Origin of the sequence: Flavonifractor sp. An100 (assembly GCF_002161175.1) — a bacterium.
In the GTDB taxonomy this organism is placed as follows: domain Bacteria; phylum Bacillota; class Clostridia; order Oscillospirales; family Oscillospiraceae; genus Lawsonibacter.
The window spans coordinates 1-22,490 of record NZ_NFMA01000008.1; the positions used below are offsets into that span (position 1 = coordinate 1).

Below are 22,490 nucleotides of genomic sequence, written 5' to 3' on the forward strand. Positions count from 1 at the left end.
ATCTATGAGTGCTGGGTTGTTGGCACTCTTTTTGTTTATTCTACTGGCTCTGGGGTTCGCCGACAAAAATTGGTTAAATACTCCCGACAAAATATGGTCGTGATCTCCCGGCGCCAACATGGGGAAGGCGACCCCCTGAAAAGATGCGCGGCAAACTGAGCTTGCTTTGATATGGTAACGTGAAAGGGAGTCTATGCCAACCATAACGGTTGGCATAGACTCCCTTTTGGAACATCGCAACACTATAGATGCCACGGCCTTCGCCCATTCGCAAGCGTCCAGTATATTTTTTTTACTTCATGGGAGATGGCTCTCCGCTATGAGCCTCCAGAGCTTCGATGCGGTGATCCTGCGTCAAGATCTCCATCTGGCTGATGGCGATGGCGTTGAGTTTTGTCAGCCGCTCGGCCTGGGACATCCCTTCGCTGATGAACACCGCATTCAGGTTTTCCAGATTGGACAGGCAGACCAGCTGAGAGACATTGGCATAGTCGCGGATATTCCCTTTCAGATCGGGATGGCTGTCCCGCCACTGCTTTGCGGTCATACCGAACAGGGCCATGTTCAACACATCGGCTTCACTGGCATACACCATGGAAACCTGCTTTGCGGAAAGCTCCGGCGGGATCAGGTTCTCCTTGATGGCATCTGTATGGATGCGGTAATTGATCTTGACCAGGTTTCGCTTGATGTCCCAGCCAAGCTGTTTCATTTCCTCGGTCTTGAGCCGCTCAAACTCCTTGACCAGATACAATTTGAATTCGACAGAGATCCAAGAGGCAAACTCAAAGGCAATCTCCTTGTGGGCGTAAGTACCGCCATAGCGACCAGCCTTAGAGATGATGCCGATAGCCCCGGTCGATTCCACCCATTTCTGAGGGGTCATCACAAAGCTGTTCAAGCCGGCCTGACTCCTAAACGCATCGAATTCGACACGGTTAAAAGACGGGTTGTATAGAGATTCCCAAACACCCAGGAACTCAATCGTGTTCCGATTCCGCAGCCAGTTTTGGATAATGTAGCGTGGATTGTCGCTATCCTTCAGCTTGGCGATGTCAGTCAAGCTGATAAAGTCATCTTGCTCAGAATTCCATTGTACACTAATTTCCGCTCCCTTAACAACCAGCTTGTCCACTCGTCTGCACCTCCTTGCTGATTATTTTTTGGAGCAACCCCCGGCAGCCTTCCTCCACATCCCGCCAGGTCGTGTCGAAATCGTCGGTGTACCACGGATCGGCCACCTCTCCGGGACGGTTGGTAAAGTCCATCAGCAGGTGCATCTTGTCGGCAAAATCGCCGCCGCAGATCCGGTACATACTCCGCAGATTGGCTCGATCCATGCCAATCAGAAGGTCGTACTTCTCGTAATCGCTGTTCAGAAGCTGCCGGGCTCGTTTGCCGGAACAGTCGATACCATGCTCGGACAGCTTGCGGCGGGCTGGCGGATACACCGGATTGCCAATCTCCTCGGTGCTGGTAGCTGCCGACTCGATTTGAATGTTCTGCTCCAAACCGGCTTTCTTCACCAGATCCTTCATGATAAACTCGGCCATCGGGCTTCTGCAAATATTGCCGTGGCAGAGAAAAAGTATCCTGATCATGCTCCGTACACTCCAACTCATTACTATCGCACTCAGTATAGCATGGAACCTCAGATTCGTCGAGTTGGATTTCCAGATGGGCGTCAGAATCGATTTTTCTCTGGAGTTCCACCTTTGACCAGCCAAAACGACCAGCGGCACGAAGATACCAGCGCCGCTCATCCGGCTCCATGTCTGCTTCCAAAATGACTACATTCTGGGTCCAACTGATCTCCATGGCCAGGGTCAGCAACTCGGGGGTGTCCTCATACATCCGATAGAACTCCCGCATCCGGCGAAGGTTGCGCGGGGAGAAGCCGGAAGCATCGGGGAAACGGCTGTGCAGATATTCGGCTGCGGCCACTGCCGCGCCTTTCTCCGGCCGGGAACAGACGATGCGGCCCAGTTCGCAGCAGAGTTTCATCTGGGGCAGCTCAGCGTTCAGCGCGGCGTCCAGGGCTGCAAACATGGCGGAATAATCGATGTTTTTGCGGATGTTCATAGCTTCTCCTTTCCGGCAGAACCTGCCTTATTTTGAAACAGGCCAAAGAGAAACACAGGAGGCGCCTCCTGCGTTTCTCTTTGGCCTGTTCACACCACTTGTACCATTTGCTCCCAGAGCAGGACGAAGCGGTCGTCGATGATTTTGTTGTCGTGGTAATGTCCGAACAGCCAGTAGTGGAACTTGGCCCGTTCTTTGACTTCCTCCAGGAAGCCGGTCAGATGGTCGTGAACATAGCCGCCGTTTCCCAGTATGTCAACGATGCTGCTTGGGGCGCAGTGGGTGATCACATAATCCACCTCATAGTGAATGCGTTCCAGATTGCACCGAGCTTCTTCATACTCGGACTTACTGGGAAGCTCCTGTTTCCACCAGGAGCGATGGTTGACCCGGAATCGGGCGCCCATTCTGCGAAAGGCCCAGTATTGTTCTTCGAAATCGGGTGCTTTGGGGTTCAGGATACCGTCCTCGATATCATGGCTCCTGGCGCCGCCCATGGTGAAGAAGGAGCATCCTTGCAGGTCAAAGACCTGCCCTCGCATCAGATGGATCACATGAGGCCGGATTCGCTGGATCGTTCCGCCGTTCCATTCCTCTGTCGGGTATTTGCTCAACAGGTCGAAGTTTTCATGGTTGCCGCTGACGAACAGGGTGGTAAAAGGCAGATCCTCCAGCCAGTCCAGGTTCCGCTCCTCCTTCTTGCCCCCATCCCATACGCCGCCAAAATCTCCGCAGATGATCATATAGTCTTCCTTGGTCATTCCGGCCTGCTCGGGGAAGTATTCGGGTGCAAACCGCTGGAAGTTACCATGGGTATCGCCGGTTGCATAGATCATTTCAGTTCACCTTCTTTTGCCTATTATATCATACCCTGCTCCACCTGAACGCCGCCGCGGAGGAACACCGTGATTTTCTCCGCTGAGTTGACCTTGACCGTATCCACCAGCTGCCGGATGAGAGCTTCATCCCATTCGCTGATGTGGGTGGACGCCTGAGCCATCGCGGCAGCCGCATCTTCAATGCGCCGTACAGCCTGAGCGTTGCTCTGACGCTGTTCTTCGATTAGCGCCCGCTTTTCTTTCAGTATGGCAGCCTCATTCATGATAGCTCTCAGCTGGGCGGTGCAGGCGGTGGCATCCTCCACTCGGGCGGATTCTGCCACCAGCTCACGGGTCTGGTCGTTCAGCTCACCCAACCGCCTTTCAATATCGGCAAGGCTCATGCTCTCTCCTGGGACCGGAGCCAGCTCCATCTCCATAGCAGAGGTGATCTGCCGGATCAGCGTACTCTTTTGGCTCATGACGGAGTTGATGGCGGCGAGGATTGCCTTCTGGAGCGGCTCCTCGTCCAGCGTTGGTGAGTTGTGGCAGTACTTGGTGCCGCAGTCCAGCAGGCTGACACAGCGCCACACGACGCGCTTCCTGCCTTGCTTGGACCAGGTGCAGCGGCGATACAGGGTGCCGCATTCGCCGCAGACAAGGCGCTCCGACAAGGCGTATTTGCTGGCATAGGATGTCATCCCGGTGGGGGCATTCTTTTTGGAAGGGCTTTTCCCGGCGCTGCGCCGCGCCATCTCTGCCTGTACCGCATCGAAGGTTTTGCGTTCCACGATGCCCTCATGATGATTCTGGACCAGATACATGGGGAGCTGCCCCGTGTTGCGGATGACCTTGCGGCTGATGCAGTCGCTGATGTAGGTCTTCTGGAGAAGGACATCTCCGCAATACTTCTCATTGGTCAGGATGCTTCGGATTGCCGTGATCGTCCATTGGGAGCCGCCGGTCACATTGGGGATCTGCTCCGTTTCCAGCCTGTCTTTGATCATCCGAAGGCTGGCTCCGCTCAGATATTGCTCATAGATTGAGCGAACCACTTCTGCTTGTTCCTGGATGATTTTCGGCTTGCCGTCCTCACCTTTTTCATACCCGGCAGTAGGCAGCCACGCGAAGCTGGCGCTGGACCGCCTGCCGGCTTGCGACCTCCGGCTTTGCGGGGATGGTGATGACTTTGGGCGGGCTTTCTCTCATGCTGTTTCACTCCTTTCCAATTATTTGACCATTTTTTAGCTGGATATTCAGGCTTCCATCGTTATGACAATGGATGGCGGATACGGAACTTTGAAGCAGTTCTGCATCCAACGCAGTCATGGGCTGACGCCCGGAAAACACTCTGCGCAGACGAACCGTTTCGTATTCGCGGGAGTCGACGGCACTATCAAATGCTGTGTAAAAAATCTGTGACGCTCATAGATTTTCTCCGCCACTTCAAGGCCGATTTCTGTCAGATGGAGAAATCCGTCCTCATCCATTATCAAAAATCCGCCATCCTTCAAAACACCTACCGCATGGCTGACGCTTGGTTTCGATACCCCCATCTGGCGGGCAACATCCACAGAGCGAGCCATGCCGCTTTTTCGCTGCACCATCAGCACGGCTTCCAAATAATCCTCTCCGGAAGAATGAAGTTTTTTGCGGTGGACCCCTACGGTTTCATGCTTCATGGCCGTGAGAACAGTGGGCGCCACCGCAATGGCACTCCTCAAATCCCTTGGGAAACACAACGACCAGCAGCATCTTGAACGCCTCCTCACCATACACGGCGTGGGGTACCTTGGCCGGCATTACCAGACTCTCTCCGGCCTTTACGGTGTGGGGCACGTCGTCCAAAGTGAAGCGTCCGACACCCTCCAGCACGGTGACCATAGCATCTCCGTCAGAGTCGTGAGTGCTGATCTCCTCGCCCTTGTCAAAGGCGAACAGGGTCACGCTGACAGCTTGGTTCTGGGCCAGCGTTTTACTGACGACCTGACCGGGCTGTACCGATACCAGCTCTGTCAGCTTGACTACCGTTTCATGCTCAATATTCTTAATAAACTGCTCCATACAAAACATCCTTTCAGCAATAATATAGGAACGATCTTAAACGGGAGGTGCTGTTTTCATCCCAGTCCCCATCCAAAGACAATGCAAATATAGGCGCTGCGCAGTGCTTTTCCAACCCACACAGGGAGAGTACGGTCGCGGTATTTTCATACCTGGGAGCCAGTGTCAGAACGGCGTCTGCACTTTCGCCCATCTGTATGGCCTTGGCGAAGCGGTACCTTCCGTTGTTGCCGGCGAAACTGGGAAGATAACGATCAGCAGAAGAAAAGAGCGTATCGGCGGTTGTGGCAAAGCTGCCTGATGCCCTCAACGCCTGGGCCACACGGGATATCTCGCTCCAATCCACAGGTTTCCCGTTATCCTGCCAGAGAAAGGCCATCATCTCAGCGAGGGGCTGGCGTTTGATTCTGTTGCCCTCCTGCTCCAACATGGACAAGACCCCTTCGTCCAGACTTGTAATGCACATAGGGGAACCGACAGCGGCAATAGTTCGTTTTTTGCTGGTATCACTTTGCTTTGCCAGCTCGACTAACTTGGCAAGAGTCGGGATCTGCTTGGGCGCAAGCTCCTCACGGCGCTCATAAGGCAACGCATAGACCACATCTCCCGTCAGCAGAGCACGGATCAGCAAGCCGATGTCTTCCGCCGTTTCGGAAAGCTCCTCCAGCATGGGAGCCACGATGCCGCATTTCGTATGACCCTTGCGGTCGAGGATAGTTCTCACGGTGCGGGCATACTGACCATCCGCATCGGCACCGTAGCCGTAGGGAATCAGGAATTGAAGCCCATCGTCGCCGCCATGCTCTGCGATGGCCTGCAGGCAGCTTCCTACCAGCATGGGCAGGGGCAGATATTCTTTGGAAACCATTTCGGCTCGGCCAAGATTCAATGTCTGATGGGTGAAATCCGGCATAGCCTCGGCAGCAAAGCCCTGATGGCGGAAATAGTCTGCCAGGTAGCGGGTGTAGCAGCCCAGCGGGGGTATAAGCAGCTTTTTCCCCTTCTCCGGTTTGGCGCTTACATTGGCCAGACGCATGGATACATTCAGAATGTTGAAGTTTTCCGGCATGGGATCGTTCTTGCGGTTCTTAATACTGTTCAAAAAGGCCTCGATGCGGGTAATGACTCCCACGGGAGAGTAGTGTTCATCCACCTCGATCTGCAAATAGGGCTTATCGCCCATTTCCTCACGGAACATATGAGAGATCAGCGTATCCGGTCCGCAGCCGTGGTTGGTCAGGTAGACGGCATAGAGGTTCGGATGGTTGGCGATCAGCTTGGCGCCGGAAAGCAGATGGTCTCCAAAGGGCCAGTACATATGGGGGTAGTCCGGAGAGATATCCAGAGACATACCGGGCAGGTGTCCAAGTGTCATGACCTTATAGCCTCTTGAAAGAAGGATCTCCGGGATTCCCATATTCAGCACCGGGTCAGAGATACCGTAATTGCGGGTGATCAGCACCAGCACCTTTTCCTCTGGGTTGAGGCCGGACAGCATCTCTCTGCCCAAAGCTTCCACATCCTCGGTGAACTTGTTGACTGCCAATGCGCCCTTGGCCAGACCGGGCAGACATCTGGCTCTGGAAAATCCCAGGGCTTTGCCGGTTTCCAGCATGGCGATGCCCATCATCTTGGCTCCCAGATCCAAATCAAGGACAGGACTGAGAAGTTGGATGCCCTGCTGCTCCAGCCCCAGAGATTCAAATACCATCTGTGCCGCCTTCTGCATATAGGGGCAGGCGTAGTTGTGGGCGGCGTGGGCATGGGGGTGACGGATAGTCCTGACCGAGGGCAGGAAGATATAGTCCACCTTGTCGTTTGCCAGCTGCTTCATGTGCCCGTAGATGAGCTTGACCGGGTAGCAGGTCTCGCCCTGAGCATACTGCTGGGACAGGCGGATGGTCTCCTCATTGGTGGGCTTGGAGAGCACCACATTGAAGCCCAGGTTTTTGAAGAAGGCGTTGACCATGGGGAAGAACTTGAACATGATGAGGGTCAGAGGCACGCCGATAGTCTTTTTTCGGGGATCGATCGTGCCGTCGTAATCCTCCACCACCAGCTGACCGGCTTTTTTGTAGAACGCCTTATTGCGGCGGATCTCCTCGCTGGTGGCGAGGACCTTCTTTTCCTCTCTGGGGAAATCAAAGCCCAGGAAGGTGCTTTTTTCATTGCCGACAGCTTCCTGCGCCAGAAGGGCCGCACCGAAAGCACCGGAGATGGAGAATACAGGTGATACCTGCACCTTGTCCCCGTAAGCGCTCTGGAAGGCCGCCACGATACCGGGGTTATAATCCACACCGCCCTGCAAAACAATACGCTTACCCACAGGTTTGCCGCCCACCACTTTGTGCAGATAGTTTTTCACAATGGAGTGGCAAAGACCCGCGGCGATGTCCGCCTGACTTGCTCCCTGTGCGGCTGCCTGCGTAATGGCGGTTTCAATAAACACCGTGCAGCGCTCACCAAGGTCGCAGGGATGCTCCCCCTGAAGGGCCAGAGGGCCGAAATCAGAGATGGGGATACCCATGCGGGCGGCCTGCTCCTCTACGAAGGAGCCGGTGCCTGCCGCACAGATCTTGTTCATCTGGAAATCCACCACATTGCCCTCTTTCAGGGAAATGTACTTGGAGTCCTGACCGCCGATCTCAAACACGGTATCCGCGTCAGGACCCCACCAGGCGGCGGCTTTGGCCTGGGCGGTGATCTCGTCTCGAATAGCATCGGCGCCCATCATATTGCCCAGACGCTCACGCCCGGAACCGGTGATACCCACACCGAGGACGGGGAACTCCCCATATTTTTCCCTCAGCTGTGCCAGTCCGCTGCGTACCACACCCTCCGGGTCTCCGGCAGTGCGGAGATAGAGAAAATCGATCAGCGCGGCATCCCTTCCGATGAGAACAAGGTCTGTACTGGTGGAGCCCACATCAATTCCGAGGTATGCGCCATCGACCGACATGGTCCCGCTTTTTTCCGGCTCAGAGAGAGAGGTGCCGGAAAGCAGCTGAAGTTTAGATAAGGCTCCGCTGCCCTCTGTATTGGGGCCTGCGGCAGATATGCGGCGCAGCAGGTCATCCTTTTCGACAAGCGTTCCTTCCTGAAACGCCGCACCGATGGCTCCGCTGTAAAGAGCCTGCTCCGGAACGAGCAATTCGTCCTCGGACAGGGAGAATACATCGCGGATGGCACGGATCACACCGGTATTGCGTGTGACGCCGCCGCAGAAGGCGATGGGCTTTTCCACCGGAAGGTCTTTTACAATAGTAGCCTTGTAGTTGCGGATCATGGCATAGCACAATCCCAGCAGGATATCCTCCTTTGGATAGCCCTCCTGTTGGCGGTGGATAATATCTGTTTTGGCAAAGACAGCGCAGCGGCCGGACAGATTGGGGATCTCCCTTGCTTTCTCCACCAGGCGGGAGTAGTCCTCGATCTGAAGCTCCAGACGGGACATTTGATCCTCGAAGAAGGAGCCTGTACCGCCGGCGCAGTGCTCGTTGACGGAAAATCGAGGGCTTTTCCCGGAAAGACCGGTGATAAATCTGGCGCTCTGGCTGCCAATCTCAATCATACTCCCGGCCTTGGGGCAGAGACGCTTTGTCCCCTCCACAATGGCGGGGATGTCCTCCATCTGGACGGCATCAGGCAAAGCGTCAAGAAGGGTCTTTCGGTTGGAGCCGGTGACGCAAAGGGCAAACTGCTCTGGCAGTTCCAGCTCCAAAAGCCCTTTGGAAAGTGTTTTCAACAGTTCTCCATGGTGTTTCTCACACCATGATTTTTGGATGCCCTCCTCCATTTGGACCAATTTGATGGTGGAGGACCCCATATCAATTCCAAGTCGTATCACGGTGTTCACCTCTTACTCGCCCTTAACAGGCATCGAATAGTAAAAATCATCCTCCGGCATTTTTCCGCCCACAGCGTCCGGGTTCAGGTCGTAGATGATCTGGAGGAAGCCGGACAGGATCTCCTTCATCTCCTCTCCGGTCACCGTGCAGATGCTGCAGTGCGGAATGGCGTCCAGCGCAATCTCCGGGTTCAGGAAGGTCTCATAATCCTCAGTCCACTGGGCAGCTTCCTCCAGGTGGGCGAGGCAGTAGTCTGTAGATTGCTTGGACAGCTCCAGATACTCCATGACCGCCTGCTCATGCTCCTCCAGAAACGCCGTGCGTACCACCGTCACCGTGGTGACCGATTGGGCGCCGGTATCCATGTTCAGCCCGTTCCAGGCTTCTGTCACATCGATGGCGACACGCAGGTCTGCCACCAGCAGCTTAGCTACCTCTACAAAGGGCTGGGGCAGCAGCGCCACAGCGTTTTTCTCCTCCTGCAAAAGGTTCAGCACTTCAAAGGGGGTGGGGCGGAAGGAAAAGTTGACCTCATCGGCAAGCCCGGCCGCATCCAGCAAGAAATCAAAGGTGAACTCGGGAGGGCCACCTTCACCGATGGAATAGACCGTGCGGCCTTTCAGATCCTCCAGCGTGTTGATGTTGGGATCGGTGGTCAGGATATACAGCAGCCCCAGATTGCCGATGCTGATGACCTTGATCTGCTCCCGCATATCCTCATTATTGTAAAGAATGGCGGCCACATTGGAGGGCACGGTGGCAATGTCATAGTCCCCCTGATTGAGCGAGGCCGCCACGGCGGAATAGTCCACGCCGGCGATCTCAAAATTGTAGCGGTTAAAGGTGCTGCCCTCCTCCGCTTCGTGCATCAGATAGCCAAGACCCATGGAGGGCGGTCCCATAATAAGCCCCACATTTACATCCGTGGCCTCGCTGCTGCCCATGATCTCACCGGTACGCTGCGAGGCTTCGCTTTCTTGATCGCTGTTGGCAGGCTGCTTTGCACAGCCGGCGAAAAGCCCCAGCAGCATGGCAGCAAGGCACAGCAGGGATAAGGTTCTCTTTTTCATATGCTGTCCCTCACTTTCTCAGCTTTTTCTTGCCCACAACGATCGCCGCAGCCAGAGCCACGACCGCCACGGCGGCGGCAATAGCGCCGATGGGAAATACAGGTGCAGACTGTTCAAGACTGCTCTCCTCCGGCGAAGGCGTTTCCGGCGGCACAGGCGTTTCCTCAGAAGCAGGGTCCGTTTCTCCCGAAACGCCTGCGGAGGCCATCGCTTGACTGGCGTCATCGGCATTCATCATTTCCACCTCAACTACAGGCATCTTCCCGCCGTCGGAGGTTGGGATATCGGAAAGGTTCAGTTCAAAAACCGCCGGCCAAGTATGGTCCTTCTCCAGACCGGAGATGGACATGGCCAGATCGCCCATTTGTATCTCCGCTGTGCAGAGTTGGGTGATCACCGTGCTTTCCGTGGAGATCCTGCCCAGCTCCACACTGACAGAGGTAATGGCTCCGTCCTCCGTGGTTTCCACATCCGTAAAGGAAAGGCCGGTCAGAGAGCGGACCGTCATCACCTTGTCAGAGATGGTCACCGGGATCGTGACCTTGCCGTTTCCCTCTGCGTCTACAGTGAGGGTGGAGTTGTCCAACACCGGGTTATAGGGAGGGAAAGTGGGATTCGTGATATGGGGGTTGAGGGGCAGACCGGTATCCGCCTTGTTAAACCAGATATTGCAGCTGACGGTGTAGGTCCCCTCGGCCAGTGTAGTATCTGTTTCGGATGCCTCGGTCACCTTTTTGCCGCTTTGCTGGGAGGCTGTAAAGGTGCGGTGCGCATCTGTAAGGGCCTGCACGGCGGCATCCACGGTACTCTGGTCTGCCGCGGCCAGAGCCGCTTTCGCTTTGGCCAATTCCGTCTTGAGTGTGTCCAGATCTGCCTGTGTGACCCAAACCTTGCCCGGCTCCACATCGTTGCCGTCCACCGACACAATGGCGGTGTTGGCGCTGCGCTCTGCCGTGGCAATGATCGAGTTCAGGGCGTCAAGATTCACCGCTGTGGTTGGCGGCTGCGTTGGGGGTACAGAGGGTTCCGTAGACGGTGGGGATGTGGGTGCAGCTGTTTCCTCCTGCTCCGACTGAGAAGGCGTCAGTTCAACGCCGGACAGGTCTACCTCCAGTGTGAGGGGCACGGTCCAGTCCACTCCCAGCAGAGTGGGAAACTCGGTACAGTCGGTAAATATGTATTTTCCGGTCGTATCAGACAGGGTCAGGGTCAATCCGGTGATCCTGCCGCTGCGGGAGACTGAGCCGTCCGTTGTGGCATACTCTCGGTCATCTCTGGGAGCGCTCACGATGGTTGCGTTGGAGCAGCCGCCTATCTTTTGCAGGGTAAAGACAGGGTTGGGAACCTTTAGCGATAGAGTCAATGTCCCGTCTGCCCCAACGGTCAGAGTGGCATTGTCGGAGACGGGAGTAGTGGGAGCCACCGCCTCATAGCCGTCTATGCCCAGAGGGTTGTTGCCGTTGGTCAGATAGGCCGTTACCCCGGGAAGCTGGGTGTTCAGCTCTCCGGGACAATAGAGGTTTGCGGTGACGGTATAGGTCTTGTCGCTCTCTGCGGCTTGGGCCGTGAGTCCTGTGGACAGCATGAGCAAAACGGCCAGAACGAGAGCAAGGACGCCTTGACGGCGTACCTGTGTTATCATGAAATTCATCTATCCTTTCCATGTGGTTCTACGCCGCCCACACCTCCGGCGTGAGCGGCGTAGAGTAACACTTTTATTGAACGATTAGATTTACGCTTTACTTTACCATCAGTTCTACCATACGCTGGAGGATGGTAGTAGTCTCGGCGCGGGTGGCGGTGCCGCCGGGTGCCAGAGTGCTGTTTGTGCGTCCCGCAATAAGCCCCTTGTCCACTGCCCATTTCATAGCATCAGTGGCCCAGGAGGATACGGTATCGGCATCGGAATAAGATTTCAGATCCTTGTTCGTCTTGGTATCCATGCCGAGGTGCTGGGCATAGCGGTAAAGCATTACTACAAGCTGTTCTCTGGTAATATCGTCATTGGGGGCAAACACACCGTTCCCATAGCCGGAGACAATGCCGTTTTCGTTGGCCCAGGCCACGCCGTCAGCGTACCATGCTCCCTCGGCTACATCTGTAAAGCTGCTGTCACCCTTTTCGACAGCGTCCTCCAGACGGTAGAGAACGGTGGCCAGCATAGCGCGGCTCATGTTCGTGTCGGGAGCAAACTGACTGTCGCTGACCCCCTGGAACAGCTCATGGCTGCTGGCAAAGGCAATGCTGCCCTTTGCCCAATGGTTTGCGGTATCGCTAAAGCTCTTGCTGTGATCCACGACCTTCACGGTGGCGGAACCGTCCAGAAGGGCCTTGACCGTATCGCCGTCCACAACGGACTTTTTCACAACGGTCTCGGTACCGTCAGCGCCCACAAGGACAAGCACATTTCCGCTCTGCTTCGGGGCGCTGACCGTGACAGTCACGCCGCCCCTGATCTCCTCGACTGTCTTGCCGCCTACAGCGATGTTGACCGCTACGGTGTCATCCTTCTTCTCAGTAGAGACAGTCACGGTGCTGCCGTTGGCCTTGGCAATCTCGGCAAGCCCCTCCGAGGGAATGGACACTGCGGCGATCTCAGTTTTCACCACAAGGTCCGCATCGGACTTCGCCATAGTCTCCACGGAGGACTTAGGCAGATCCACATTCACTCTGGTGGCCTCGCCCTCGATCTCCGGCTGGATCACAATGGCTCCGCCGTTTTCCTGTACCTGCTCCAGAGCCGCATCCAGATTCTTGTTTGTGAACTCCACATTAGCAACGCCATCTCTGCCGGCTGTAACGGTGGGATTCAGCTCAGCGGCTGGGGTCTCCTCCGGCACTGCTGGCTTGTTGCCGCCGGTGACGCCGCTGACATCCACATTGTCGTTGGAGTCCAGCGAGTCATCCTTGCCGCCGTCGAAATTGACGGCCAAAATCAGGGGATAATTCCACTCCACACCCAGCAGGGTGGGGAACTCGGTGCAGCTGTCAAAGACATACTCGCCGGAATCGTCCAGCAGCTCTACGGTTATCTCGCTGATGCGGGTGCTGTACTTGCCGGTGGCGCCGCCCTGATAGACCAGATTGCTGCTGGTCTTGGTGTCGATGATCCTGGCGTTGGAGCAGCTGCCGATATCCTGAAGGGTGAACACCGGGTTGGTGATGGACAGGGTCAGGGTCTTGGTCCCGTCCGCCGCCGTTGTCAGTTTGGCGTTGTTACTCTCGGGAGTGGTCGGCGTGCCCGTGCCCTGGATGGGGTTGTTAGAGTTGTTCAAATAAACCGTGACGCCAGGAATGACCTGGTTGTTCTCACCGGGCAGGTAAAGGTTGGCGGTGACAGTCTGGGTTTTGTCCGTGGGGATGGTGGGGGGCGTAGAGCCGCCAGTATTTTCACTTGGCGTTGTTTCATTGAGTGTTTCACCCGTCACCAGGATAAAACCCTTATCAACAGAGGCTTCGTTTATATTGTTTGCGGCGTTTCCCAGTGCAGTAATGATGCTCTCATACTCTTTCTTTTTCTCCAAGGTATCATCGCTGTTCTGAGAGAGCAGTATAAAACTAATCCTGCCATCGTTGATCACAGCGTCTTTCAGATCGACCTTTCTGATAAGCTCTCCGCTTTTCCCCTCATTTACAACAATGTAGATATTCTGCCCTGCCTGATAAGGGAGGGTCATACAAACTTGGGATGTGAATCCAGAACCGCCAGCAACTTCTCCTAAATCATCAAGAAAGCCGATGTAGTACTGTGTCCCTCTTTCCTCCGGAACGATTTTAGCACCAGGTCGCCACGCCCTCCCGAAAGTTGGTGTCCACCGCCTGGGAGACAAACTCGTTTGTGATGTGCATGGCAATCTTGCGGAGGTTTTCTCCCATGTTCTTGAGCACGATGCACACCACCCGGCTGTCCGTTTTTACATTGGTGGGATGGTTAAAAAGATTGAGGGAGCCCGTACAGTAGAGCTCCAGGGCGGTTGCCACCCGGCGGGCCTCCGGCTCCGGCTGTTTGAGAAGCTCCTCGTACAAGTCCTGCAAGAGCGGCGTTTTTTTCGTGGCAATCCCCAGGGCCTGTTCCCGGTAGACCAGCCGCACACAGCGGTCAACCACCGTCTTTTCGATGGGCTGTAAGCCGTCCTTGCCGCCTACCACCAGCTCGCACAGGGAAAGCAGGAAATCCGCCTTCATGGAGAGCGGGCTTTCCCCGGCGGTCATGTTAAGCTCCACATCCATCGGGTTTAAGTGGTGGGGGCTGTCCGGGGCAATCTCGATCACCTGGCCGCCCAGCCTGCGAACCAGCGGGGCATATTCCCCCATTGGATCGACAATCAAAATCCGATCCTGGGGGATGGCAAGGAACACATTTAAGAGCTCCCTTTTTGCGGCGAAAGATTTTCCAGAGCCGGTAGAGCCGAGATACAGCCCGTTGGCCGACTTCAGCTTTTTGCGGTCAGCCATGATGACATTGTGGGAAAGGGCGTTCATGCCGTAGTAGAGGGCCTGCCCAGCCATCCGCAGCTCCCTTGTCATAAAGGGAATGAAAATCGCCGTGGAGCTGGTCGTCATGCCGCGCTGGATCTCCACCTCGTTATAGCCGAGAGCCAGCGAGGACACAAAGCCCTGTTCCTGTTGCCAGTCAAGACGCTTTAAGGAGCAGTTGTATTTCTGCGCGATGCCGCCCACGGTAAACACATCGTTTTCCAGCCGCTGGCGGGTGGGGGCAAAGTTTACCACCGTGAAAGTGAGCAGGAACATCCTCTCGTTGCGGGACTGGAGGTCAGCCAGAAGCTCCGCCGCGTCCTTGCTGAATGTGATAAGGTCGGGTGGCAGGATGTCGGGATCATACCCGGCCCGCACCGCTTTGCGCTGTTCCTCCACTTTCATTTTACCGATGTCGGAGATTTTGCCCTTGATGGTCTTAATGGCCTTGAGCTGATCCACCGTCTGAATATGGAGCGTGACCGTCATTTCCGCATCCATCTCCAAAATCTCCGCAAGGAGCTTGTCAGAGAGCTCGGACGCTAAAATCTGCAAGTAGGACACCGCGCCCCAATACTGGCCGATCCGAAATGAGCGGGACTGCCGAAAGTCGAAGCTGTCCGGGGCGATAAAGTCCTTTGTGCCGAGCCCGGTCTGCGGAATGTCCTTCCACGAAAAGCGGAACGGCTCCCGGTTTCCCGGGTGCATCTGGCTATAAAGCAAGGCCAGCCTTGCCCGCCCGTCCATTGGCTCACAGGGAACACCCAGCCGCTTGAAGTTTCCCATCACATCGGCCTCCACGCGCTCCAGGCGGGGGCGGGCCTCCGCGATCCCTTCGGCGGGTATGCCGAAAGTGATGTATTTGGAGCGTTCAATGCCGTTGTTGCTTTTGGCGATCTGATTTTTCAGCATCCCGGTAAATTCCTCCCGGACGCTGTTAAAATCATCATCCGCCTGGGGAATGTTTACCTTGTAGCGGCTCCTGGAATGGGAACGGCGGTTGATAAAGGAAAGCTGGAACGGCAGAGTGCTGTCAAAGTAGTTGAGGAACGAGCTCCAGCCGCCGAAAATCGCCGTCTGATCCTCGGTGCTTGCCACGGAATAATTGATGTCCTCATATTCCACAGTCTTTGTATAGAGCCCGCCGGGGAGCTTGCACACCCCGTCCGGGTGCATCGCCAGATAGGGGATTGTCTGCTGGACGGACAGGGCCGCCCGGCTGTTACCCCTTCCGGGACTGTTTTTGCTTTTTGCCTTTCGCAATCGCATCCTCCTTTCTCACAGCGCCCCGCCCGGTAAACGGGGCGTAAATGTTTTCTGTCTGATAGTGCCGAACCCCGGGCCGCAGGAATTTGGCCCGGATGATGTTATGAACCACTTTTTCAAAGGGGAGCCCGTCTTTTTCATACATCGCCAGCAGAAATGCTGGGAGCATGACGGCCAGCATTAAGAACATGGCCCCGGTGTTTCCAAGCGACTCCCGGGCTAGCAGGTAGGACGGGATGCCGATGGCCGCCGCCCCGCCAAAGCAGATAAGCTGGCGCTTTGTCAGATTGAACGCCATCTTCGTTTTGATTTTGGATAAGTCGTTCGGGACATTCACATAGGGCATGGATCAACCTCCTTTCTCCCCCCGGGGACTTTGGGACAATTTGTCCCAAAGTCCGGGACGGTGCTTTCCACCTCGTTTCCCCACACATCCCAGCCGGGCGGCGTCTGTCTTGCGAACAGCTCCACCCGGGGCAGATCGCCCATAAGGGCAACAATCTTTTCCCGGGCCTCGTCCGGCTTTTTGCTGTGGGCTTCAATGGGGGAAATGATAAACTGGTGGATATTGGCCGCCTGCCGCTTCGGATGCCCTTTTGTTGCCAGCAGGCAGACCTCCGCATTTCCCCTCGTCCAGAAACCCAGGCCATAAAACCAGCTATCAGCCTTCCGGTTTTTCTTCAGCCAGACGAAAGCCACGGACTTATACTGAAAGCCCCACGCCTTAATCAGCCGCAGGGCCTCGGGGAGCTGGGGGAAAGTCGCCCACAAAAAAAGCGCACTGTCCGGGGCGGCCAGATCCGCCACCGGGAGCGCACATAACTCGTCAATCCCCATTGTGGGATAATGATTTTCCGCCGCCCCCTGTACCTTGCTCCGCTGGTACTGCCAGGGAGGATCGGCGTAAATGATAGAATAGTCTCCGATAATCAAACTCCTTTCTCCCCGGCCTCCACCGCCGAGCGCGCCACGCGGATACGCTCACTGGCGGCGGCGTAAAAGGCCGGAGCCGTTTCAAAGCAGACGAAGCGGCGGCCAGTATTGAGGGCGGCAACAGCGGTTGTGCCGGAGCCCGCGCAGATGTCGGCCACCAGCTCGCCGGGCCGGGTGTAGGTCTTGATGAAATACTCGCACAGCTCCACGGGCTTTTGCGTGGGATGGATGCCGCCCGTTACTGTAGGGACAAACAACACATTTCCCGGATAGCGCCGCCCATCGCTGGACTCGGAGCTCTGCCGCTCGAATTTTCCATAGTTCGGGCTGGTGCCGCTGCGGGCATGGACGCGGCTGTACGGCTTGCCGTAAGTAAACTGCGGATTGTAAAGTGGGGCTTTCTGATAGAACACCAAAATATTCTCCGACTTTTTCAGCGGAGCCCGGTTTGCATTGAGAAATCCCGTCCCGCGCTCTTTGTACCAGATCCACTCATAGCGGAGCATGGAGAGGTTGGAGGCCCCCAGCACCTTGTCATAGGGGCATTGAGCAAAGAACAGCACCGCACCCTTCGGCTTGACGGCCCATTTCACCGCCTCCCACAGCTCCGGGAGCGGCAACGGCACATCCCAAAAGTTGCGGGTAGTGCCGTAGGGCGGATCGGTCAAAAGCATATCCACCGAATGACGGGGGAGGGAGCGCAGGCCCTCGATGCCGTCCATCAGAAACAGCCCCTCTGGGCAGTCCGGGGACTTCGGGACACTTTGTCCCAAAGCCGCCTTATCGGTCATCCCTTGCCTCCTTGCCCTTTGCCGGGACAGGGCGGGCAGCGTTTTCACGGGCGGCCTGCGCCCGCCCTTCGGCTAACTGCTGGGCAATCGTCTTTGCGTCATCCCTTCCGCCCAGCAATTCCCGCTTTTGTAAAATGGCCTCCGTTTCCGCCATAAAGCGGGCAACATCCGCCTCGTTAAAGTCCTCCGGCGCTTTTCCATACCACAGGCGCGTCCCGTCGGGCCCATATCTTCTCGGCATATAACACCCCTTTCTTTAATGAGCTCCAAAGATGCTTTTTGAAATCGTTCCGGTTTTGAACAACATAAAGCAGAGCAGAACTGTATAGCCCACAGCTCCCCATATTGCGCCGATGGGATCTCCGCCTGTGGCAATCCCTTGAATGAGCACCGCATAGATGCCCACGCACAGCAGGATTAAAAGCCCCTGGAAACCGATGGCGAACAGGGACTTCAGATAATTCTGCCCCATGCTCCCCATTTCTCGGTTGGACAGGGTAGCCACCGGGATGGGCGCTAAACTGGTCAGCATATATATTTCCAGCATACGGCCATAAATCAGAACGAAAATCACGATATTCAGCGCGGTCATGGTAAAACCGATAAAGATCGACTGGAGCCACAGGCCCAAAAGGGAGCCCAGCCCCATTGTTTCCAGCGTGGCCTCCAAATCCGCCAGCATATCCGGCGAAATGTCCGTAGAACCCTGGATCACCCCCGCCGAGCTTGCAATCACGCTCTGCGACACATCAAAAATCGCGTTGACGATATTGAATGTGTTGGAGAGGATCAGGATGGCCGCCGCCGTTTTGAAAATCCACTTAAAAAACATCCAAGTGTCGATGTCGTGTAAATTATTGCGGTCTATGAGCATTTGAATGAGCTCGTACACCGCCACATAGGTTAGGACTAACCCGGCAATCGGTAAAATTACCGTTTCGGAAATCTGGCGGATAAGGGAGAAAACCCCGGCGTTCCATGCCGCCGGGGTTGTTCCCACCTCTCCCGCAATCTCCCCGACTCGGGCGTTTACCGTATCAAACAGGCCGCTCAGATTGCCTAAAATGCCTTCAATGAGCAGGCTTTTGAGCCAGTCGGTCAGCCAGTCGGTGAGAAATCCCATAAGCCGCTACCTTAAAACAGGCCGGACAGCAGAGGGATCAGCGTAGTGCCGAGCAGGATGATGCCGCCGCCCGCCATGAGCTGCTTCATGCCCTGGCTTTTGGAACCTGGATTGTCGGAACCATAACCTTCCAGGAGGTTGACAACGCCCCACACGCCCAAACCAGCGCCCAGCGCAACAACGAGAGTCTGCAAAGTATCAATAGCGGAAGAAAAGAACTGCATAGAGCCTCCATTTCTCCGGGTGTTCCCCGGCCATGAAAAAAGCCGCCATCACTGGCGGCAGGTTACAGCTTCGGGACACTTTGTCCCAAAGCTCATTTATGCAAAGGCGTCTGGATCGTCGATGTCGTCATAGTTGAGGATGTCCTCGTCCTCTTCCGTGAGCGCATCGTCCGGCACAGCCACCTCATACATCTCACACGCCTCGTTAAGCCCTGGCCGCCTGCGGCGGTTGATGAGCTTGTCGAGGTCAAAAGCGTTTTTCTGTTTGTCGGCCTCAGCCGTGTATTTATAATTCGGGTGCTTTTTCAGATCATACTTCGGGGAGTAGAACGGGGGCAGGCCCCTAAGCTGTAAAATGCACTTATCCCCGGGCATGGTAGCCAGCTCGCTGGGTGTCATCAGCTCCCGGCCCACCCGCTGGTTATTTTGACTGTAGCTTTCCGACTGCCCACGGGAGCGGCTGTCGGTCTGCATGGAGATGGTGGCTTTCCCCAGCCAGTTTTCCGATATTTCCTTGATGGTGCTGGCCTCACGGCCTCCCAGGAATACCACGCTGTCCATATTTCCGAGAATTGTCTCCGCGTGTTTATCGTAAATGGCCTTGCACTGCGCCAACTGCTGATAAAAGAGCGTCAGCGATACCTCGCGGGAACGGATTACCGCGCAGATTTTTTCGAGCTGGGGCACCTGTCCCGTGTTGGCCGCCTCGTCCCACAGCACCCGTACATGGTGGGGCAGGCGGCCTCCGAAAACATTGTCGGCCCGTTCACACAGAAGATTGAACATCTGCGAAAAGGCCAGCGCCACAAGAAAGTTATAGGTCTGCGTGGTGTCCGAAATGATAAAGAACACCGCCGTTTTCCGATCCCCGATGCGGTCAAGCTCCATCTCGTCATAGGACATAATCTCCCGGAGCTGGGGGATGTCAAAGGGCGCAAGGCGGGCCCCGCAGGAAATCAAAATGCTTTTCGCGGTTTTGCCGCTACTTAACTTATATTTGCGGTACTGCTTGACCGCAAAACAGTCCGGCTTGCGCTTTTCCAGCCCTTTGAACATATAGTCCACGGCGTTTAAGTAGTTTTCATCGTCCTCCTTTACTTCCATGCCGGAAATCATGTCCACCAGCGTATTCATGTTCCGATCCTCGGCGGGGCCCTCGAAAATGATATAGGCAATCAAAGCGCAGTATAAAAGCGTTTCCGCTTTCGTCCAAAACGGATCGCCCTCCTTGCCCTCGCCTTTGGTATTGGAAATCAGCGCATCCACAAATTTAAGGATGTCGGCCTCATTCTTGATATAGGCCAGCGGATTATAGTGCATGGATTTTGTGAAATCAATGGAATTGAACACCTTGATCCGATACCCGCGCCGCTGTAAGAAAGAGCCCACCTGGGAGAGCACCCCGCCTTTCGGATCTACGCACACATAGCTGCATCCGCCGTTTTTATCCGCGCTGGCCTGCAAAATCTGTGGAGTGAGCCAGAAGCGGGTTTTGCCCGAGCCGGACGAGCCGATCACGCAGGCGTTGAGGTTGCGGGCGTTGGCCGGGTTTTTCGGGCGGGTGTTCATAGTAAGAAACTCTGTCCCGGTCAAAATGATGTTGTTTTCGAACTTCGGATCGATAAAGGGCTTGATGTCTTTTTCGGTGCCCCAGCGGGCCGATCCGTATTCTTCATCCCGTCTGAATTTCTTTGCGTTCTTGCTTTTGAAGTAGATCAGCAGGCGGAAGCCCACCGCACCCACAATGCCGATGAGCCAGTCAAAGGGATTGAGCCCCGGCGCAAAGTCGGCAAAGGCCGGGCCGATGGTCTGCCCCAGCCCCATGAGCTTATGGGCGAAATCCGCGCCAGCGGCCAAACGGTAAGCCGTCCCCAGCTTTAAGCAGGCCCACAGCACAAACAGATAGGGGATGTTGGGGAGTACATATTTTTTGATGCTATCTGTCCTCACGAACCGCCTCCTTTACCCGTTCCCGCTTGCGGGGCTTTTCCTTCGCAAGCTGATCCGCCGCCTGTTTAAGCTGTTCCCGGATGGGGATGCGGCGGGATTTGGATTTATTCAGCACCTTCCGCGAGTATTCAGAAAAGCAGGCGGTGATCGCATCCGCCTGCCCCGACTTGAAAAACAACAGGTATTTGTCCGGCCCGGTTTTATAAAAGGCATAGTCTACATTCCACTTCCGGGCCACCCGGTCAAAAGCCTTCGTGTCCCCGGAAAGCTCAATGCTGTTTGTAGCCGCGCCGTGTCCCATGAGCTTTTTCACGCTCTGCCTGCCGTGGGGCGTTTGGTGTTCCCGGTAAGCCTTGCGAATCTTCCGGCCCACAGCCCCCAGCACATAGGCAAGGCCCCGCGCCGTCAGCTTGCTGGCCCGGACAGAAATTGCTATGGTACGCCGGGAAACATCTTCATCAATCAGTTATACCGCCTCCTTTCCGGCGGCCACCTCGGGACAAAGTGTCTCGAAGTGCCGTCTATCGTTCCTCACGCTCCTTATTAGAAAGTTTCCGATAGCCTTCCAAAGAGGAACCGTCAATAATCTCCTTGTAGGCCGCCATCTGTTCCCGGATAGAAAGTTTCGGATAGGAGAAAACTCTGTGCTCGGCGGGGATGTCCTCGATCCCGTGGTAGTGCTCGATGAATTTCCCACCGTTATTCAGCACATAGCCTCCGGGGGCATAGTGACCATCCTCGTTAATCCGAATATCACGCCCGTATGCCTCATAGTCAAAATAATTCAGCAAATGCTCCGGCACATCAATGGCCTCCATGTCCTCCACATAGATGCGGCCCAGCGTTTCATCGTCCCCCACACCGGGATAAAATTCAAAACAGTCCAGGTTTTGCGTGAGATTGATTAGGTCGGCCACGCTGGAAGTGTGCTCGCCGCTGTCAATCACAGCCTCGAATTTCTCCAAATCGCTCTGATCCAGTTCGGAAAGTAGGCAGGCCAGATGGTTGAGCTCGTCAAGATTTTCGTATTCCGTCAGATAGTCATAGAGCCCCAGCACATCCCCGTCAAAGCTGGTAATGAAAAACTCCTCATACCGCACACCATCCACACCGATGCGCTTTAGGAGCGCCTGCACCTCCTCCGTGGTAGTGGGGAATTTCAGCGTTTCTCCTACAAGCTCGCCCTCGTTATATTTCCCCAGGTTCGTGATGTAGGCTTCGAAAAGGGCCGCCATCAGCGGCGGCCCTGTCCCTTGACGGTAAGGATGCCCTCAAGGGTGGTAGCAGTAATCCCCAGCCGCTGGGCAACGGCGATGTCGTTTTTCATGGCCTCGGTCATGGTATGGCCGCAGACCACCAGTACATGGGAGCGGCGGAGCAGGTCGCGGCTCATGTCAATGCCGCTTTTGTGTTCCTCCGGCACTGCATCATTGAGGAACAAGGGCAGATACAGGGTAGGACAGATGGGCGAAAAGCCCGCCTCATACACCGCCCGGCAGTAGCGGGCCGCCTGTTCTGCGTTTTCACTGTCACCGCCAAGCCATCCGGCGGTAATATAAGCAAGTGGCCGTTTCATTGTCAAAACCTCCGTTCTTTGAAGAAAGATACTTCAGCCCAATCCCCCCGCCCTTTCCCAGTCATGGGAAAGGGGGCGGCTCTGGAGGATATATGCCCCCGCCGCGCCGCTGGAAGTAACACAGCCGGGGCAGACCGTCAAGGGCAGGCCGCCGCAAGCGGCGGTGCGTTGCACCCTTGACGGCCCACTCCCGGCTGTGCAGGAATATAGGCGGCGACGGGGGATATATCACCACAGAGCCCTCTGCAGGAGGGGCGGGGCCCCTCGGG

Annotated in this window: 21 protein-coding genes; all 21 read right to left on the reverse strand. The window is 55.8% G+C overall.

The window, feature by feature from the left end; genetic code table 11:
- Positions 1-292 precede the first annotated feature (292 nt).
- The 21 genes from B5E43_RS06065 to B5E43_RS06170 all read right to left on the reverse strand — a co-directional run bounded on the left by B5E43_RS06065 (position 293) and on the right by B5E43_RS06170 (position 22,221).
- The gene (locus B5E43_RS06065) at positions 293-1,135 is read right to left on the reverse strand and encodes a KilA-N domain-containing protein (protein WP_087394645.1); all 843 of its coding nucleotides are present in this window, start codon (positions 1,133-1,135) and stop codon (positions 293-295) included.
- Complete coding sequence (locus B5E43_RS06070) at positions 1,116-1,601, reverse strand: low molecular weight protein-tyrosine-phosphatase (RefSeq protein ID WP_087394647.1); 486 nt, start codon at positions 1,599-1,601, stop codon at positions 1,116-1,118. Before B5E43_RS06070 ends, B5E43_RS06065 begins: the two co-directional genes overlap by 20 nt.
- A 570-nt stretch (positions 1,602-2,171) precedes the next feature.
- Positions 2,172-2,918 carry a metallophosphoesterase family protein gene (locus B5E43_RS06080; RefSeq protein WP_087394649.1) on the reverse strand — a complete coding sequence of 249 codons (747 nt, stop codon included), beginning with the start codon at positions 2,916-2,918 and terminating at the stop codon, positions 2,172-2,174.
- Between the two features lie 23 nt (positions 2,919-2,941).
- Positions 2,942-3,955, reverse strand: coding sequence for a recombinase family protein (locus B5E43_RS06085; RefSeq protein WP_087394651.1), 1,014 nt, complete (start codon positions 3,953-3,955; stop codon positions 2,942-2,944).
- Between the two features lie 270 nt (positions 3,956-4,225).
- The gene (locus tag B5E43_RS06090) at positions 4,226-4,582 is read right to left on the reverse strand and encodes a metal-dependent transcriptional regulator (RefSeq protein ID WP_087394652.1); all 357 of its coding nucleotides are present in this window, start codon (positions 4,580-4,582) and stop codon (positions 4,226-4,228) included.
- Complete coding sequence (locus B5E43_RS06095) at positions 4,572-4,964, reverse strand: cupin domain-containing protein (protein ID WP_087394654.1); 393 nt, start codon at positions 4,962-4,964, stop codon at positions 4,572-4,574. The genes B5E43_RS06090 and B5E43_RS06095 overlap by 11 nt, the downstream gene beginning before the upstream one ends.
- Before the next feature lie 13 nt (positions 4,965-4,977).
- Positions 4,978-8,811 carry an acyl-CoA dehydratase activase gene (locus B5E43_RS06100; protein WP_087394656.1) on the reverse strand — a complete coding sequence of 1,278 codons (3,834 nt, stop codon included), beginning with the start codon at positions 8,809-8,811 and terminating at the stop codon, positions 4,978-4,980.
- Positions 8,812-8,823: 12 nt separating this feature from the next.
- Positions 8,824-9,882, reverse strand: a complete 1,059-nt coding sequence (locus tag B5E43_RS06105) for an ABC transporter substrate-binding protein (RefSeq protein WP_087394657.1) — start codon at positions 9,880-9,882, stop codon at positions 8,824-8,826.
- A 10-nt stretch (positions 9,883-9,892) separates the two neighbouring features.
- Complete coding sequence (locus B5E43_RS06110; protein ID WP_143382961.1) at positions 9,893-11,524, reverse strand: hypothetical protein; 1,632 nt, start codon at positions 11,522-11,524, stop codon at positions 9,893-9,895.
- Positions 11,525-11,621: 97 nt separating this feature from the next.
- Positions 11,622-13,559 carry an S-layer homology domain-containing protein gene (locus tag B5E43_RS06115; protein WP_087394661.1) on the reverse strand — a complete coding sequence of 646 codons (1,938 nt, stop codon included), beginning with the start codon at positions 13,557-13,559 and terminating at the stop codon, positions 11,622-11,624.
- Between the two features lie 97 nt (positions 13,560-13,656).
- On the reverse strand, positions 13,657-15,534 hold the full coding sequence (locus B5E43_RS06120) for a DUF87 domain-containing protein (protein WP_343214278.1): 1,878 nt from the start codon (positions 15,532-15,534) through the stop codon (positions 13,657-13,659).
- A gap of 46 nt (positions 15,535-15,580) precedes the next feature.
- Entirely contained in the window at positions 15,581-15,970 is a 390-nt protein-coding gene (locus tag B5E43_RS06125) for a PrgI family protein (protein ID WP_087394663.1), read from the reverse strand.
- On the reverse strand, positions 15,958-16,557 hold the full coding sequence (locus B5E43_RS06130) for an MT-A70 family methyltransferase (protein WP_087394665.1): 600 nt from the start codon (positions 16,555-16,557) through the stop codon (positions 15,958-15,960). Before B5E43_RS06130 ends, B5E43_RS06125 begins: the two co-directional genes overlap by 13 nt.
- Positions 16,554-17,348 carry a site-specific DNA-methyltransferase gene (locus B5E43_RS06135; RefSeq protein WP_087394667.1) on the reverse strand — a complete coding sequence of 265 codons (795 nt, stop codon included), beginning with the start codon at positions 17,346-17,348 and terminating at the stop codon, positions 16,554-16,556. The genes B5E43_RS06130 and B5E43_RS06135 overlap by 4 nt, the downstream gene beginning before the upstream one ends.
- Positions 17,338-17,589: a hypothetical protein gene (locus B5E43_RS06140; RefSeq protein ID WP_087385712.1), complete on the reverse strand. Its 252-nt coding sequence runs from the start codon at positions 17,587-17,589 to the stop codon at positions 17,338-17,340. The genes B5E43_RS06135 and B5E43_RS06140 overlap by 11 nt, the downstream gene beginning before the upstream one ends.
- Positions 17,590-17,604: 15 nt before the next feature.
- Positions 17,605-18,471, reverse strand: coding sequence for a CD0415/CD1112 family protein (locus tag B5E43_RS06145; protein ID WP_007055142.1), 867 nt, complete (start codon positions 18,469-18,471; stop codon positions 17,605-17,607).
- Positions 18,472-18,482: 11 nt separating this feature from the next.
- The gene (locus B5E43_RS06150) at positions 18,483-18,695 is read right to left on the reverse strand and encodes a Maff2 family protein (RefSeq protein ID WP_002578752.1); all 213 of its coding nucleotides are present in this window, start codon (positions 18,693-18,695) and stop codon (positions 18,483-18,485) included.
- 96 nt (positions 18,696-18,791) lie between these two features.
- A complete protein-coding gene (locus B5E43_RS06155) occupies positions 18,792-20,645 on the reverse strand; it encodes a type IV secretory system conjugative DNA transfer family protein (RefSeq protein ID WP_087394669.1) in 1,854 nt (617 codons plus the stop codon).
- Positions 20,632-21,054, reverse strand: coding sequence for a PcfB family protein (locus B5E43_RS06160; RefSeq protein WP_180215004.1), 423 nt, complete (start codon positions 21,052-21,054; stop codon positions 20,632-20,634). The genes B5E43_RS06155 and B5E43_RS06160 overlap by 14 nt, the downstream gene beginning before the upstream one ends.
- A gap of 112 nt (positions 21,055-21,166) precedes the next feature.
- A complete protein-coding gene (locus tag B5E43_RS06165; RefSeq protein ID WP_087385899.1) occupies positions 21,167-21,880 on the reverse strand; it encodes an antirestriction protein ArdA in 714 nt (237 codons plus the stop codon).
- Complete coding sequence (locus B5E43_RS06170; protein ID WP_002584339.1) at positions 21,880-22,221, reverse strand: hypothetical protein; 342 nt, start codon at positions 22,219-22,221, stop codon at positions 21,880-21,882. The genes B5E43_RS06165 and B5E43_RS06170 overlap by 1 nt, the downstream gene beginning before the upstream one ends.
- Positions 22,222-22,490 lie beyond the last annotated feature (269 nt).

Bases quoted from the DNA above. Each gene is read 5' to 3' on its own strand.
- B5E43_RS06070 (WP_087394647.1), bottom strand. From the start codon at position 1,601: ATGATCAGGATACTTTTTCTCTGCCACGGCAATATTTGCAGAAGCCCG.
- B5E43_RS06080 (WP_087394649.1), bottom strand. From the start codon at position 2,918: ATGATCTATGCAACCGGCGATACCCATGGTAACTTCCAGCGGTTTGCA.
- B5E43_RS06090 (WP_087394652.1), bottom strand. From the start codon at position 4,582: ATGAAGCATGAAACCGTAGGGGTCCACCGCAAAAAACTTCATTCTTCC.
- B5E43_RS06095 (WP_087394654.1), bottom strand. From the start codon at position 4,964: ATGGAGCAGTTTATTAAGAATATTGAGCATGAAACGGTAGTCAAGCTG.
- B5E43_RS06105 (WP_087394657.1), bottom strand. From the start codon at position 9,882: ATGAAAAAGAGAACCTTATCCCTGCTGTGCCTTGCTGCCATGCTGCTG.
- B5E43_RS06110 (WP_143382961.1), bottom strand. From the start codon at position 11,524: ATGATAACACAGGTACGCCGTCAAGGCGTCCTTGCTCTCGTTCTGGCC.
- B5E43_RS06115 (WP_087394661.1), bottom strand. From the start codon at position 13,559: ATGACCCTCCCTTATCAGGCAGGGCAGAATATCTACATTGTTGTAAAT.
- B5E43_RS06120 (WP_343214278.1), bottom strand. From the start codon at position 15,534: ATGCACCCGGACGGGGTGTGCAAGCTCCCCGGCGGGCTCTATACAAAG.
- B5E43_RS06125 (WP_087394663.1), bottom strand. From the start codon at position 15,970: ATGCCCTATGTGAATGTCCCGAACGACTTATCCAAAATCAAAACGAAG.
- B5E43_RS06135 (WP_087394667.1), bottom strand. From the start codon at position 17,348: ATGACCGATAAGGCGGCTTTGGGACAAAGTGTCCCGAAGTCCCCGGAC.
- B5E43_RS06140 (WP_087385712.1), bottom strand. From the start codon at position 17,589: ATGCCGAGAAGATATGGGCCCGACGGGACGCGCCTGTGGTATGGAAAA.
- B5E43_RS06145 (WP_007055142.1), bottom strand. From the start codon at position 18,471: ATGGGATTTCTCACCGACTGGCTGACCGACTGGCTCAAAAGCCTGCTC.
- B5E43_RS06150 (WP_002578752.1), bottom strand. From the start codon at position 18,695: ATGCAGTTCTTTTCTTCCGCTATTGATACTTTGCAGACTCTCGTTGTT.
- B5E43_RS06165 (WP_087385899.1), bottom strand. From the start codon at position 21,880: ATGGCGGCCCTTTTCGAAGCCTACATCACGAACCTGGGGAAATATAAC.
- B5E43_RS06170 (WP_002584339.1), bottom strand. From the start codon at position 22,221: ATGAAACGGCCACTTGCTTATATTACCGCCGGATGGCTTGGCGGTGAC.